This is a genomic window from Streptomyces sp. NPDC007901, from assembly GCF_042959465.1.
In the GTDB taxonomy this organism is placed as follows: domain Bacteria; phylum Actinomycetota; class Actinomycetes; order Streptomycetales; family Streptomycetaceae; genus Streptomyces.
Genome location: NZ_JBIBKW010000001.1, coordinates 161,338 through 175,585, shown reverse-complemented (window position 1 = coordinate 175,585; position 14,248 = coordinate 161,338). Strand labels below are relative to the sequence as shown.

Genomic DNA, 14,248 nt, shown 5'->3' with positions numbered 1-14,248 from the left:
GACGGCGCTCAGGCCTTCGGGGCCACCTTGCTCAGGCCGTTGATGATGCGGTCCATCGCGTCGCCTCCGGTCGGGTCGGTGAGGTTCGCCAGGAGCTTGAGGGTGAACTTCATCAGCAGCGGGTGGGTCAGGCCGCGCTGGGCGGCGATCTGCATGACCTTCGGGTTGCCGATGAGCTTCACGAAGGCGCGGCCCAGCGTGTAGTAGCCGCCGTAGGTGTCCTTGAGGACGCGCGGGTAGCGCTGCAGGGCCAGTTCGCGGCCGCTGGGCGTGGCCCGCGCGTGGGCCTGGACGATGACGTCGGCGGCGATCTGGCCGGACTCCATGGCGTAGGCGATGCCCTCGCCGTTGAAGGGGTTCACCAGGCCGCCGGCGTCGCCGACGAGGAGCAGGCCGCGCGTGTAGTGGGGCTGGCGGTTGAAGGCCATGGGGAGGGCGGCGCCGCGGATCGGGCCGGTCATGTTCTCGGGGGTGTAGCCCCAGTCCTCGGGCATGGAGGCACACCAGGCCTTGAGGACCTCGCGCCAGTCCAGTTCCTTGAAGGAGTCGGAGGTGTTCAGGACGCCGAGGCCCACGTTGGAGGTGCCGTCGCCCATGCCGAAGATCCAGCCGTAGCCGGGAAGGAGGCGGTCCTGGGGGCCGCGGCGGTCCCAGAGTTCCAGCCAGGACTCCAGGTAGTCGTCCTCGTGCCGGGGGGAGGTGAAGTAGGTCCGGACGGCCACGCCCATCGGGCGGTCCTCGCGGCGGTGCAGGCCCATCGCGAGGGAGAGGCGGGTGGAGTTGCCGTCGGCGGCCACGACGAGGGGCGCGTGGAAGGTGACTTCGCGCTTCTCCTCGCCGAGCTTGGCGTGCACACCGGTGATCCGGCCGGTGCGGTCGTCGATGATCGGGGCGCCGACGTTGCACCGCTCGTACAACCGCGCACCCGCCTTCTGGGCCTGGCGGGCGAGCTGTTCGTCGAAGTCGTCGCGCTTGCGGACGAGGCCGTAGTCGGGGAAGGAGGCGAGATCCGGCCAGTCCAGCTGGAGGCGGGTGCCGCCGCCGATGATGCGCAGGCCCTTGTTGCGCAGCCAGCCGGCCTCCTCGGAGATGTCGATGCCCATGGCGACCAGCTGTTTCACCGCGCGCGGGGTGAGTCCGTCGCCGCACACCTTCTCGCGCGGGAACTCGGTCTTCTCCAGCAGGAGGACGTCGAGGCCGGACTTGGCGAGGTGGTACGCCGTCGTGGAGCCGGCTGGCCCCGCGCCGACGACGATGACATCGGCGGTGTTTTCGGAGAGGGGCTCGGTCACGGCGGGGGCTCCCCAAGGCTCGAAATCTGCGTGCCGACCGGCACTGGACATGGGCAGTCTATTCAGCGGTACTGATCACCCGGCTGAAGGGCTGCCCCTGTGAACCGAGCTCTCCCCGCGGTACGGCTGCGTGTGCCCACGCACGAGGACGCGTTCGCCTGGCACCGGGTCTTCGACGACCCGGATGTGATGGAGTTCCACGGCGGCCGGTCCGCGGAGCTGTCCGTCTACGAGGAGCTCACCGCCCGCCAGCGCCGGCACGACGCGGAGCTCGGCTTCTGCCTGTGGACGATGACCGACGAGGCCGGGCGGGTCATCGGCTTCACCGGCGGCCAGCCGTGGCCGCGGGAGTGGGGACCCAGGGGCGAGATCGAGATCGGCTGGCGGCTCGCGCGGGAGTACTGGGGCAAGGGGTACGCGACGGCGGCGGCGCTGATGACGCTGGAGCGGCTGCGGGCGGCGGGCGTGCCGAAGGTGGTGGCGATGGTCCGGCCCGGGAACGAGCGGTCGGTCGCGGTCGCCCGGCGCCTCGGGATGGAGCTGGCGGAGACCTTCCCGCACCCGCGGTTCGCGGAGGAGGCGCTCTGTTTCCGGCTCGACCTGTAGACCGAATTGACCGATTGGCCGATTACTCAGAGTAACGATCTGCTACAGAAAGACACTTAGTGCTTCCGGCCGCCATATGCCGGGGGTTACCCTTCCAGTACCGCTGGGGGTGACATCTGTGCACATAACACCCAAAACACCCGAAGTGCGTGTGCCACGGCTGGTCGGTCTGATGGCCGTGGACGCGCGCGAGACCGCCCAGGCGCGGGGTCTGTTCCTCAACGCGCCGGACCGGCCGGACTTCCATCTCACGGTCGTCGACTATGTCGTGCGCCAGTTCCCGCAGCCCGGTGCCGAGGTGCCGCGGGACTCGATGGTGTACGTGTGGTTCGACTTCGGTGAGGGCGAGGGCGGCGGGGGCGTGCGCGAGCCACGCGTCCCACGGCCCCCGTCGGGCGGGCTGCAACGCGAGCTGGACCGGCCCGGGGACGCCTTCGAGGTGAGCAGCCTGTGAGTCGGTGGTCGAGTCCCCGGCCGGGTCCCAGGTCGGGTCTCAGGCCGCCTTGAAGCCCCGGTGCAGGGCGACGATCCCGCCGCTGAGGTTGCGCCAGGCCGTCTTCGACCAGCCCGCCTCGCGCAGCCGTCCGGCCAGCGCGGGCTGGTCGGGCCAGGCACGGATGGACTCGGCGAGGTAGACGTAGGCCTCCGGGTTGGAGGAGACCGCGCGGGCGACCGGCGGCAGCGCGCGCATCAGGTACTCGGTGTAGACGGTCCGGAAGGGCGCCCAGGTGGGGTGCGAGAACTCGCAGATCACCACCCGTCCGCCCGGCCGGGTCACCCGGTACATCTCGCGCAGGGCCGCGTCGGTGTCCTGGACGTTGCGCAACCCGAAGGAGATCGTCACGGCGTCGAAGGTGTCGTCCTTGAACGGCAGCTTCGTGGCGTCCCCGGCGGTGAAGGGCATCCAGGGATTGCGCCGCTTGCCGACCTGGAGCATCCCCTGGGAGAAGTCGCAGGGCACGACATAGGCGCCGGCCCGGGCGAACGGCTGGGAGGAGGTGCCCGTGCCGGCCGCCAGGTCCAGGATCTTCTGCGCGGGGCGCGCGTCGACGGCCTTGGCGACCTCCTTGCGCCACTGCCGGTCCTGGCCGAGCGACAGCACGTCGTTGGTCAGGTCGTACCGTTCCGCCACGTCGTCGAACATCGAGGCGACTTCGTGCGGCTGCTTGTTCAGGGAGGCGCGGGTCACCTCGCCATTCTTGCAGCACGCCGTCACGGAAGAAGCCGGGGCTTCTTCTTCGCGGCCACGTCCTCCACCCAGCCGCACAGCACGATGAACACCGCGATCAGGATCCAGCCGACACCGAACATGAACCACTGGCTGTCCAGCGGGAGCCATTTCTCGAACGCGGGCACGTTCCACATCTGGTCGATCAGCGGGACCGCCAGGATCAGCGCGATCTCGTGCCAGAGGTAGATCGTCACCGCGCGGGCGTTGAAGACCGTGACCGTCCGGTCGAGCCGCCGGAAGCGGGCCAGCCAGGCGAAGTCGATCGTGAAGTAGGCCTTGGCCCACATCAGCAGCGTCACGAACCCGGCCGACCAGAAGGCCTGGGCGAGGGGGTTCTCGTCCAGGTCGTACGTCCCGAAGTCGGCCTGGTGCGCGAAGGCGTACCAGCCGCCGTACGCCACCGCGCCGAGCGAGGCGACGGCCACGAGGGCGGGTTTCATCCGCCGGAGCACGCCGTCGCGGTGCGCGAAGCCGAGGATCCAGCAGAAGAGGTACGTCGACAGGTCCCACAGGGCGCTGCCGAAGCGGTTGTCCGGACCCGACCAGACGAAGTTCAGGACGAGGATCGGGGCCAGCGATCCCAGCAGCACCGGGATCGGGGCCTTGCGGAAGAGCCACAGCAGGGCCGGGGAGAGCAGGACGAACCACAGGTACGTCCGCAGGTACCAGAGGATCTCCCAGGCCTGCTCGCCCCACGCGTTGCCCGGCGGGTCGCCGAGCGGCACGACCCAGTAGACGATCTGCCAGCCGGGCATCCAGTCGTGGATCAGCATCGCCAGGACGACGAAGAAGCCCCAGAACCAGAAGGGGGGCAGGAGACGGCGAAGACGGCTCTTCACGACCTTGAGCGCGGGGCGCTCCAGGGACTTCGCCATCAGCGTGCCGGCCAGGCCGAACATGATGCCCATGGAGGGGAAGATCATCCCGCACCAGGCCCACCCGAAGGTGTGATAGGTGACGACCCGGATCAGGGCGACCGCGCGGAGTGTGTCGAAGTAGCGGTCGCGCCCGGCGGGCTTGGGCTTCGGGTCGGGGGCGGACTCGGGCTGCGGCTCCTCGACGACGGGCGCCGGTTCCTGCTCGGGCACAGGCTCCGGCTCCACCACCGGCGGGAGCGGAGCCGTCTGGTCCGGCGCCGGGGTGTAGCCGTAGTCGACGTACTGCTGTTGCTGCGGGTACGGCTGCTGCGCGTACTGCTGCTGGCCGCCGTACGGGTGGTAGTCGTAGCCGTAGCCCTGCTGGTACGGGTTCTGCTGCTGGTCCCAGCTCATCAGCCGCTCACCCCCGCCGGGGTGCCGACCTCGCCGGTGCGCTTGAGCTTCTGCCAGCGCAGGCGGCCGCCGGTGAGGGCGGTGATGCAGGAGTGGATGAGGACCAGGTACATCATCTGGCGGTAGGCCAGCTGCTGGAGCGGCATCATCAGCAGGTAGCGGTACTGCTCCTTGTCGAGGCGGAACGCGTAGGCGGCGCACGCCAGTTGGATGCCGAGGACCGCGAACCAGGCCAGCAGCGCCGCCTCGAAGTCGACGAAGATCATGGAGTAGACCGTGAAGACGTCGATGAGCGGGGCGAAGACCGGCGTGACGATCTGGAAGAGGACCACCAGGGGCATGCCGACCCGGCCGAAGCGGCCCGAAGGGCCCTTGTCCGTCAGGGACTTGCGGTGCTTCCACAGCGCCTGCATGGTGCCGTAGGACCAGCGGTAGCGCTGGGACCACAGCTGCTTGAGCGAACCGGGCGCCTCCGTCCAGGCCTTGGCGTGCTCCTGGTAGACGACCCGCCAGCCTGCGCGGTGCATGGCGATGGTGATGTCGGTGTCCTCGGCGAGGGTGTCCTCGCTCATCCCGCCGACCTGGAGGACCGCGTCGCGGCGGAAGGCGCCGATCGCGCCGGGGATGGTCGGCATGCAGCGCAGCAGGTCGTACATCCGGCGGTCCAGGTTGAAGCCCATCACGTACTCGATGTGCTGCCAGGCGCCGATGATCGTGTTGCGGTTGCCGACCTTGGCGTTGCCGGCGACCGCCCCGACCTCGGGGTCGGCGAAGGGCTGCACCAGCTGGTGCACCGCGTCCGGCTCGAAGACGGTGTCGCCGTCCATCATGATGACGATGTCGTACGTGGCGTTGCGGACACCGTTGTTGAGGGCGGCCGGCTTGCCCGCGTTCTTCTGCCGGACGACCCGGACGTTGGTCATCCCGAGCTTGTCGGCGGCGGCGCGGGCGATCTCGGAGGTGCCGTCCGTGGAACCGTCGTCGACGACGATGATCTCGATCGGGTGGGTGCTCTGCGCCAGCGACTCCAGGGTGTTGGCGATGCACTCCTTCTCGTTGTACGCCGGGACGATCACGCTCACCGGGCCGGTCACCGTCGGGCCCCAGCTGAAGCGGCGTTTGTTGCGCTGTCTGTAGTGGCGGCGGGCGATGAGCAGCATCATCCCGAAGCGGCCCATGACCGCGATGCCGACGACGAGCAGCAGGTAGGAGAGGACCGGCAGGGCCCATTCGGCGATCGTGACCGCCACGATGAGCGCCTTGCCCTCGTAGAGGGTCATGCCGGTGGCGGTGCGGTGGGCCGCCTGGAGGCGGGCGGTGGTGGAGGTGGAACCGTTCTGGCCGTTCTGGCCGTTCGGCGCGGTGCCGGTGCCCCCGCTCTCGCCGTTCGGGGCGGTGCCGCCCTCGCCGGTCGGTGCGGTGCCGGTTCCGGCGAGTGAGCCGGCCTCGGTGACCCCGGTGGCGGTCTGACCGCCGGTGCCGCTCGTGCCGCTCGTGCCGTTGCCCGCGGCGGCGGCTTCCCGGTTCGCGGCGTTCCGCTTCTGGATGACCCCGCTGACGGTGGTGAAGGTGTAGCCCTTCGCCTTCATCTTCTTGATGTACGTCGGCAGCGCCTTGATCGTCTGCGAGCGCTCGCCACCGGCGTCGTGGAAGAGCACCGCGGCGCCCTTGTTCTTCTTCGGCGTGGCCCACTTGATGATCTTCGAGACGCCCGGCTTCTTCCAGTCGTCGCTGTCGGTGTCGACGAAGACGCTGGTGTAGCCCTCCTTGCCGAGCTTCTGGTAGACGGGCCAGCTGTAGTTGTCGATGGCGTCGGTCTCGGAGGAGTACGGCGCGCGGAAGAGGGTCGTCGTGATGCCGGCCGCGCCGGCGAGCGCGAGCTGGGTCTGCTGCATCTCGCGGTTGACCCGGGCGTCGCTCTGGTACGACAGGTCGACGTGCGTGAAGGTGTGGATGCCCACCTCGTTGCCCTGCTCGACCATCGACTTCACGATGCTCGGGTAGCGCGACACCATCGAGCCGACCAGGAAGAACGTGCCCGGTATGTCGTTCTCCTGAAGGATCTTGAGGACCTGCGGGGTCCAGGTCGGGTTGGGGCCGTCGTCGAAGGTGAGCGCGATGGTCTTGGAGGGGACGGAGACAGTGGTCGCCTGGCCGCCCCGGAAGGTGAGGATCGGGCCGCCGTCGAGGATCTTGTCCGGCACCTTGCTGGAACTGGCGCCGCTGCGGACCCGGTTGTCGCCGCCGACCTCCGCGCGCAGATAGCCGTCGAGCAGCATCACGCAGGTCAGCGCCAGCAGGAGCAGCAGGGCGAGGATGACACGTGGTTTCTGCAGCGCCGCGGCCCGGCCCGCCGCCCGTTCGATACGGGAGGGGGCGCGCCTGCGGCCGCGCGAGGACGTCGGTGTAGTCATGGGGAGAGGCCTGCGTTTCCGGTCAGTCGGCGGAGGCGGATGCGGAGGCGGACGGGGTGGCGGTGGCCGAGTCGGCGGAGGCGGCCGAGGGCGGTGCCGACGGGAGGCCGCTGGGCAGACCGGCCTGACGGCCGATGCCGCCCTGCGGGCGCTCGCCGCCGGGGGCGCTGCCGCCGCGTGCGAAGTCGGGGATCAGCGAGTCCGGGGTGAGCGAGGTCCCCCAGCCCATGAAGGCGGCGCCGAGCACTCCCGTGTAGGCGAGGCAGACGACGCCGAGGAGGAGGCCGACGCGGCGCAGGACCTTGGACCGGCGGCCGGACGAGTCGACGAAGACGGGCCCCTCGGCAGACCCGTTGCCTTGTTTGCGGCGGCGACCGCGCATGGTGGCGCGGCTTTCGATGGCAGGCTCGGATTGCATTCCTCGGATATTAGGGAGTCTTTATGTGACCGCCTTCGGAGTTCTTGTGAGGCGACCATGAGAAACCCCTTAACCTGTCTTTTCGCTGAGAGATTCTGTGAACACCTGCGGGAGCGATAGAGGTGGGGAAACTACCGCAACACCCCTTTTGCGATGACCGATTCATCTGTTTCGATGGCTTCGTTCCATGAGTTTTCCATGTATCCGCCGAATATTTGAACACCACGTACGTGTGAGACGTTTTCCTTTGGAATCAGGCTTTGTTTCGAGCCTGAGACACAAATCACGAGAGCGGGTGCATCTTAATGCGGGGTTTCCTGAGGCCGGCTGCTGGGCTTACCTGCCTGTTTGCCATGGCAGTGACAGGGTGCTCCTCGGACTCCGACGGCACGTCGGACGCGGCGCCCGCGCCGCCGAAGCGGGCCTCCGCCTACGCGCCCTACGTCAGCGCGACGGAGGCGGCCGGCACGGACGACGCGGGATCGCCGTCGGCGTACAACCTGGCCTTCGTGATCTCCAGCGGCAGCAGCTGCACGCCGAAGTGGAACGGGACGACGGCGATCGGCAGTCCGGCCGTGAAGTCGCGGATCTCCGCGCTGAAGCAGGACGGCGCGACGGTCCGGGTGTCCTTCGGCGGGGCCTCCGGGAAGGAGCTGGCGACGACCTGTTCCGGCGCGTCGAAGCTGGCGGCCGCGTACGGGGCCGCGCTGGACGCCGCGGGCTCCACCCAGGCCGACTTCGACATCGAGGGCGACACCCTGACCGACTCCGACTCGGTCGCCCTGCGGTCGGAGGCGATCGCGCAGCTCCAGAAGGAACGGCCGGACCTGGAGGTCTCCTTCACCCTGCCCGTGATGCCGTCCGGGCTCGACTCCGACAGCCTGGCGCTGCTGGAGTCCGCGAACAAGTACGACGTGCAGGTCTCGACGGTCAACATCATGACCATGAACTACGGCGAGTCGTACGACGGGGACATGGGCGACTACGCGGTCACCGCGGCCAAGGCCACGCAGAAGCAGCTGAAGAAGGTGTTCGGGCTGTCCGACGCGGGGGCGTGGGGCGGGATGGCGCTGACCTCGATGATCGGGGTGAACGACGTGGACGGGGAGACGTTCTCGCTGTCGGACGCGGCCGATGTACGGGCGTTCGCGGAGGAGAAGGGGGTCGCGTGGGTGTCTATGTGGTCGACGTTCCGGGATGTGCAGTGTGAGAGCGGTTCGGAGGATGACGACGCCTCGACCAACTGCAGTGGGGTGAGTCAGAGTTCGGGGGCGTTTGGGGAGGCGTTCGCGGGCTGAGTCCTGTCTGCGGGCCGGTGGGGGTTGAGCGCGCCCACGCGGCGGAGCCGCAAATGTCACAGCCCTCGCCCCTGACGGGGCGCTCGCTACTTACGTCTGTGGACGAGGCGGCCGGCGCAGATCGTCGCGATGCACTGCCCCGTATCGTCGAAGACGGCCAGGTCGGCGCGGCCGGACTCGGTGATCGCCGGGCGGCGGGGCGCGCCCGGCAGGACCACGACATCGTTGCGTTCCGCCGCCGCCCGTAGCTCGGGCGAGCCGGCGTGCTGGTCCAGGATCGCCGTCGCCCCCAGTTTCAGTACGGCGTGGACGCGTTCGCGCGGGCTGGGGGCGAGCGGGAGGGGGCCGTCGTGGAAGTGGGCGGAGCCCAGGGTGCCCGGCCAGGTGCGGACGCGCGCCTGGGGGAAGCGGGCGCGGAGGTCGTCGTACGTCCCGACGGCGCCGATCCGGTCCCGTACGACCACCACGGCACCGTTCTCGATCGGCTCGGCGGCCCAGGTGACGAGGACCCGGTCCGCCGTGTGAATCGTCTCCACGGTCGGGTCAGTTGGAGGCGAGGAGCTTCAACTCCGGGTGGGCCGTGCCGCCCTCGATCGCCGTCGAGGAGATGTGGGACATCACGCGCTCGTCGACCGGGTCGTTCGCCGGGTCGTCGTGGACGACGAGGTGCTCGTAGGTCGTGGCGCGCTGCGCCGGGACCCGGTCCGCCTTGCGGATCAGGTCGATGATCTCCAGGCGGTTGGAGCGGTGCTTGGCGCCGGCCGAGGAGACGACGTTCTCCTCCAGCATGATCGAGCCGAGGTCGTCCGCGCCGTAGTGGAGCGAGAGCTGGCCGACCTCCTTGCCCGTCGTCAGCCAGGAGCCCTGGATGTGGGCGATGTTGTCCATGAAGATCCGCGCGATCGCGATCATCCGCAGGTACTCGAAGAGCGTGGCCTGCGTGCGGCCCTTCAGGTGGTTGTTCTCGGGCTGGTAGGTGTACGGGATGAAGGCCCGGAAGCCGCCGGTGCGGTCCTGGACGTCCCGGATCATCCGCAGGTGCTCGATGCGCTCGGCGTTGGTCTCGCCGGTGCCCATGAGCATGGTCGAGGTGGACTCGACGCCCAGCTTGTGGGCCGTCTCCATGATCTCCAGCCAGCGCTCGCCGCTCTCCTTGAGGGGCGCGATGGCCTTGCGGGGGCGTGCGGGGAGGAGTTCCGCGCCGGCGCCCGCGAAGGAGTCCAGGCCGGCCTCGTGGATCCGGGTGATGGCCTCCTCGACGGAGACCCCGGAGATCCGGGCCATGTGCTCGACCTCGGACGCGCCGAGGGAGTGGATGACCAGCTGCGGGAACGCGTCCTTGATCGCCTTGAAGTGCTTCTCGTAGTACTCGACGCCGAAGTCGGGGTGGTGGCCGCCCTGGAACATGATCTGGGTGCCGCCCAGTTCGACCGTCTCAGCGCAGCGGCGCAGGATGTCGTCGAGGTCGCGGGTCCAGCCCTTGTCCTTGTCCTTGGGGGCCGCGTAGAACGCGCAGAACTTGCACGCCGTGACGCACACGTTCGTGTAGTTGATGTTCCGCTCGATGATGTACGTCGCGATGTGCTCGGTACCGGCGTACCTGCGGCGGCGTACCGCGTCGGCGGCGGCGCCCAGCGCGTGCAGGGGTGCGTCGCGGTAGAGGTCGAGCGCCTCTTCCGGGGTGATCCGCCCACCGGCAGCGGCACGGTCGAGAACGGACTGGAGGTCGGCCTTCTCGGTCACCGGGGCATCCCTTTCGGCAGGGGTTGTGGACGGACCGAACCAGCCTACGCCAGCGCCTGTCGCCGCCTGACCTCAGGCTGTGTACGCGCCGACCAGGAGGCCCGCGAACGCGCCCGCGATCAGGAACGGCCCGAACGCGATCGCCGTCTTGCGCCCGGCCCGCCGTACGACGACGAGCGCGCCGCCGTACAGGGCGCCGAACAGGAACCCGGCGAAGGTGCCGAGCAGCACGGTGGGCCAGCCGTACCAGCCGAGGGCGGCGCCGGTGCCGAGGGCGAGCTTCACGTCGCCGAAGCCCATGCCGCCGGGGTTGATGAGGAAGAGCACGAAGTAGGCGGCGCCGAGGGCGAGGGCCGCGTAGAGGGAGGTGCGCCAGTGGCCGGCGTGCTCGGGGAGCAGGGCGGCCACGGCGAGGAGGGCGAGGGCGGTGGCCGCGAGGGGGAGGGTGAGGGGATCGGGGAGGCGCTGGACGCGGAAGTCGACGACCGCGAGCAGTACGCCGACGGGGGCCAGGAGGAGCCAGACGGCGAGTTCGGGGCGGGGGCCGGTGGCGAGTGCGAGGGCGGTGCAGACGAGGGTGGTGGCCAGGGCGAGCGTGGCGGCTGCGGGCTGGTGGGGGGTCGCGGTTTTGGTTTTCCCGCCCGCACCAACCGTGCGGCTTTCGTCGTCGGGTGCGGGTGACCCCTGTGGGGCGTCCTCGCCGTCGGCGGCCGCGGGTTCGTCGGCGGCGGCTGCGGGTTCGCCGTCGGCCGCGGGCGCGGGGGTCTCGGCCGGGGTGGTGGTCGGGCAGGCGGCGCAGTGGGTGCGGCCCAGCCAGCCTCGGAGGGGGTGGCCGGCGGGGCAGTGGGTGCGCCAGTCCTCCCCCGCCGGTGTGGAGAAGCGGTATGCGGCGCGGGGCAGGACGGTGCCCGTCGCCGCGCCCCAGAGAGCGGCGGTGACGGGCAGGGCGAGATCCAGGGTGTCCAGGGCGGTCATCCCGTCGCGGAGGCGCTGTCGCGCCAGGTCGGGAGGAGTTCGTCGAGGAGGGCCTCGGTGCGCGGGGGCAGGCCCCGCGCGCCGCTGCGGGCGATGAGGTCGGCGGCGAGGGCGCGGACCCGGTCGGGGTCGCCGGTGGCGTGCGTGGCGCGCAGCAACTCGTTCCAGAGGCGCTCGTCGGCCGCGGCGGTCTTCAGTGCCGCGCCGAGCGCCTCGATCGCCTTCTCCGCGCGGTCTTTCTCCAGGTGGAACGCGGAGAGGGCGAGGCCGATGTCGGCGACGAGGAGCGGCAGCTGGGCGTCGATGATCTCGTGGGTGAGCCAGCGGTAGCGGCCCTCCGCGCGGTCGGCGAGCAGCGGGCCGCGGACCAGGACGAGCGCGTCGGTGAGGAGGCGGCCGCGGACCGCACGGCTGTCGACGCCCTTGCCCTGGGTGGCCTCGTGGTAGAGGGAGCGCAGGACGTCGAGGTCGGAGACGACGGTCTTGGCGAGCACGAGCCGGCCGGTCGCGTCGGTCCGCAGCCGCGGGCTGCCGTCGGGGTCGGTGCCCAGCCAGCCGCGCAGCCGCTCCAGGAGGGCGTCACGGACGTCCTCCGTCACCCCGCGCGGCCACAGCGCGGACGACAGCACGCGCGGGTGCACGCCCTCGCGGTGCAGGAGAAGCAGGGCGAGGGCCTCGTGGAGCAGGGCGCTGCGCTCGCCGTCGGGGGTGTCGAGGCCGATGATCTCGTACGGCCCGACGAGCCGCGCGTACACCGCCGGCCGGCCCTGCTCGCTGATGTCGACGAGGAACGGCGGCGCGTTGGTCGGCCCGTCCGGGTCGCCCTCGGGGTCGGCCTCGACGAACAGCTCGACGACCGCGCGCTGCTGCACGGCCGGCAGCAGCTGGGCGTCGAGTTCGAGGCCGAGGAGCGGGGCGAGGAGCTTGCCCTCCGGGGTGACCTCCATCGCCCAGGCGGCGCCGGGCAGGTCGCCGGTGTCGGTGCCGACCAGGTAGCCGATGCCCAGCCGGCTGGCGTCGGCCGCGAGTTCGGCGAGCCGCACCGCGTCCTCGGCGGACGGCCGGCCGGCGAGCAGCACCAGGTGCGGGGCCCAACGGGTGTGCTGGGCCGGGCCGGTGCGGCCGACGAGGACCGAGTCGTGCCCGGCGGCGCCCAGCGCGCCGCGCCGCTGTCGGGTCTCCGCCTCCATCGTCTCGAACAGCGCGTCCACGTCGTCGAGATGGCGCAGCCGGTTCGGGGCGAGCGGGGTGAGGTCGGCGCCGAAGCCGACGAGGGTGATGGTCATCCGGTCCGACCAGCCGTTGGTGGCGAGTTCGGCGGCGACCGAGGCGAACAGGGCGGCCCGGTCGGCCTCGCGGCCGCTCAGCGAGACGATGCCGGGCACGGCCTCCAGGTTGAGCAGCAGCCGCGAGTCGTCCATGGTGCCGAGGCTGACCAGGCCGGGGTACGGCGCGGCGGTGTCGGTGTCCTCGTAGCGGGCGGCGTCCGCGCGGGACAGCGTCCAGAACGTGGGGTCCTGGCCGGGCTGCCAGGGCGCCGGCGGGTTCCCGGACGGCTGGGCGAGCTGGAGGTGCAGATCGCCGTGGCTGAGCCAGGCCGCGTAGACGACGGGCAGGTGCCGGGACTCGGCGGCGAGGGCGGCGGCCAGTCCGCGCAGCGACCGGTCGAGCAGCCGTACGCCCTCCGGGTCGGCGCCCACCAGCAGGGCGTCCTGGACGTCCTGGGCGTCGCCGGTCGGGGTCGGCGGCTCCATGCCGCGCCGGCCGCCGACGGCGCCGAGCGCCGACTGCCACAGGGCCTGTCGGCGCCGGCGGCCGAGGGCGGCGAGCAGGCCGGCGGCGAGCAGGGGGGCGCCGAGGAGGGCCTCGGGCAGCCCGAAGGAGGAGTCGCCGGAGGTCTGGTGGGCGGCTTCGTGGGCGTGCGCGGCCGTGCCGCCGCCGTGACCCGCGGGGCGCTGGGCGGGCACGGTGATCTGGGCGGTGGCGCCGTCGCCGCCCGCGTGCTGCCCGCCCTGTTGCTGGGCGTGGTCGCCGGTCCGGGCGTAGTCGCTGATCTGCTGCTGGACGTGCGGCGAGACATGCGCGTCGGGGTTCTCGACGAGTTCGCCGCCGTGGGCGTCGCCGGGCATCTCCATGATCCAGCCGGGGCGGATGAGGCTGGCCTCGGAGAGCCGGGAGCCGTCGGGCTGGACGCGGTCCTTGTTGAGCTCGTAGATCTCCTTGTACCGGCGGCCGTCACCGAGATGGCGCTGCGCTATCTCCCACAGGGAGTCGTGGTGGCGGCCCTCGGGCGGCTGGATCCGGTAGTACTTCGTCGCGCCGTGGGCGGCGGTGGAGCCGTGCTCGGCCTGGGCCGCGACATGCCCGGCCTGTTCGGCGAGGGCGGCGGCGGTGCTCTTCGCCTGCTCCTGCTGCTGGGCGAGGATGCCGGGGGTGGCCTGGGCGGTGGCCACCGTGCCCTTCTGGTTGCCCTCCAGGCTGTGGCCGAGCTGCGAGAGGCCGGGGGTGAAGCTGGCGGCGGTGGCGCCGACCAGCAGCAGCGCGGCGACGAGTTGCCGGGCGAGCAGCTGGCTGGGGCCGGCGCCGGGGACGCGGCCGGGCAGGCCGACGCCGGAGAGGGCCGCCTTGACCTCGACCAGCACACAGGCCGTGAACTGGGCCCAGGCCAGCCAGACGATGACCGTCAGCGTGTTGAGGAACGTGTCGACGCCGATCGGCTGCGACAGCCAGTCCATGCTGGGCGCGCTGGTCGGCAGGGGCCAGCCGACGGTGACCGCGAGGGCGCCGGGGACGCCGACGACGAGCAGCAGCAGCGCCACGAAGGCGAGGAACGCCTTGACGAAGTCCCCGAACGTACGCCGACGCAGCCGCACCGGCTGCGGGGTCCGGTTCCGCGGACCCGACGGGTTCCCCGTCGGTCTTCCCGTCGAGCTTGATGTGCTGCGTCGCGCCATGGCGGGTGTCCTGGGTCGTGTGGGGAGGAGGTGGGCCGGGGGCGCA

Annotated in this window: 12 protein-coding genes; 3 read left to right on the top strand and 9 right to left on the bottom strand. The window is 71.0% G+C overall.

What is annotated here, in order from left to right; translation table 11 throughout:
• Nucleotides 1-8 precede the first annotated feature (8 nt).
• Nucleotides 9-1,343 carry a geranylgeranyl reductase family protein gene (locus ACFZDK_RS00925; protein ID WP_390968506.1) on the bottom strand — a complete coding sequence of 445 codons (1,335 nt, stop codon included), beginning with the start codon at nucleotides 1,341-1,343 and terminating at the stop codon, nucleotides 9-11.
• A 48-nt stretch (nucleotides 1,344-1,391) separates the two neighbouring features.
• Between ACFZDK_RS00925 and ACFZDK_RS00920 the strand changes: the two genes are divergently transcribed.
• Complete coding sequence (locus ACFZDK_RS00920) at nucleotides 1,392-1,898, top strand: GNAT family N-acetyltransferase (protein ID WP_390968504.1); 507 nt, start codon at nucleotides 1,392-1,394, stop codon at nucleotides 1,896-1,898.
• Nucleotides 1,899-2,043: 145 nt separating this feature from the next.
• Nucleotides 2,044-2,352 carry a PASTA domain-containing protein gene (locus tag ACFZDK_RS00915; RefSeq protein ID WP_355709634.1) on the top strand — a complete coding sequence of 103 codons (309 nt, stop codon included), beginning with the start codon at nucleotides 2,044-2,046 and terminating at the stop codon, nucleotides 2,350-2,352.
• 39 nt (nucleotides 2,353-2,391) lie between these two features.
• On the opposite strand, the gene ACFZDK_RS00910 is transcribed toward ACFZDK_RS00915, so the two are convergent.
• Genes ACFZDK_RS00910 through ACFZDK_RS00895 form a run of 4 tightly spaced genes read right to left on the bottom strand, consistent with a single transcriptional unit; the run spans nucleotide 2,392 to nucleotide 7,232 of the window.
• The gene (locus ACFZDK_RS00910; protein ID WP_359210295.1) at nucleotides 2,392-3,087 is read right to left on the bottom strand and encodes a demethylmenaquinone methyltransferase; all 696 of its coding nucleotides are present in this window, start codon (nucleotides 3,085-3,087) and stop codon (nucleotides 2,392-2,394) included.
• Nucleotides 3,088-3,110: 23 nt separating this feature from the next.
• Complete coding sequence (locus ACFZDK_RS00905; protein ID WP_390968502.1) at nucleotides 3,111-4,400, bottom strand: acyltransferase family protein; 1,290 nt, start codon at nucleotides 4,398-4,400, stop codon at nucleotides 3,111-3,113.
• The gene (locus ACFZDK_RS00900) at nucleotides 4,400-6,814 is read right to left on the bottom strand and encodes a glycosyltransferase (protein WP_390968500.1); all 2,415 of its coding nucleotides are present in this window, start codon (nucleotides 6,812-6,814) and stop codon (nucleotides 4,400-4,402) included. Before ACFZDK_RS00900 ends, ACFZDK_RS00905 begins: the two co-directional genes overlap by 1 nt.
• A 22-nt stretch (nucleotides 6,815-6,836) precedes the next feature.
• The gene (locus ACFZDK_RS00895; protein ID WP_390968498.1) at nucleotides 6,837-7,232 is read right to left on the bottom strand and encodes a hypothetical protein; all 396 of its coding nucleotides are present in this window, start codon (nucleotides 7,230-7,232) and stop codon (nucleotides 6,837-6,839) included.
• 305 nt (nucleotides 7,233-7,537) lie between these two features.
• On the opposite strand from ACFZDK_RS00895, the gene ACFZDK_RS00890 reads away from it, so the two are divergent.
• Nucleotides 7,538-8,530, top strand: a complete 993-nt coding sequence (locus ACFZDK_RS00890) for a chitinase (protein ID WP_390968496.1) — start codon at nucleotides 7,538-7,540, stop codon at nucleotides 8,528-8,530.
• 86 nt (nucleotides 8,531-8,616) lie between these two features.
• Here the strand turns inward: ACFZDK_RS00890 and ACFZDK_RS00885 are convergent, their stop codons facing one another.
• The 4 genes from ACFZDK_RS00885 to ACFZDK_RS00870 all read right to left on the bottom strand — a co-directional run bounded on the left by ACFZDK_RS00885 (nucleotide 8,617) and on the right by ACFZDK_RS00870 (nucleotide 14,202).
• Nucleotides 8,617-9,066, bottom strand: coding sequence for a hypothetical protein (locus tag ACFZDK_RS00885; RefSeq protein WP_390968494.1), 450 nt, complete (start codon nucleotides 9,064-9,066; stop codon nucleotides 8,617-8,619).
• Nucleotides 9,067-9,073: 7 nt separating this feature from the next.
• On the bottom strand, nucleotides 9,074-10,273 hold the full coding sequence (gene mqnC, locus ACFZDK_RS00880) for a cyclic dehypoxanthinyl futalosine synthase (RefSeq protein ID WP_359210281.1): 1,200 nt from the start codon (nucleotides 10,271-10,273) through the stop codon (nucleotides 9,074-9,076).
• 72 nt (nucleotides 10,274-10,345) lie between these two features.
• The gene (locus tag ACFZDK_RS00875) at nucleotides 10,346-11,248 is read right to left on the bottom strand and encodes a prepilin peptidase (protein ID WP_390968491.1); all 903 of its coding nucleotides are present in this window, start codon (nucleotides 11,246-11,248) and stop codon (nucleotides 10,346-10,348) included.
• Complete coding sequence (locus tag ACFZDK_RS00870) at nucleotides 11,245-14,202, bottom strand: hypothetical protein (RefSeq protein WP_390968489.1); 2,958 nt, start codon at nucleotides 14,200-14,202, stop codon at nucleotides 11,245-11,247. Before ACFZDK_RS00870 ends, ACFZDK_RS00875 begins: the two co-directional genes overlap by 4 nt.
• Nucleotides 14,203-14,248 lie beyond the last annotated feature (46 nt).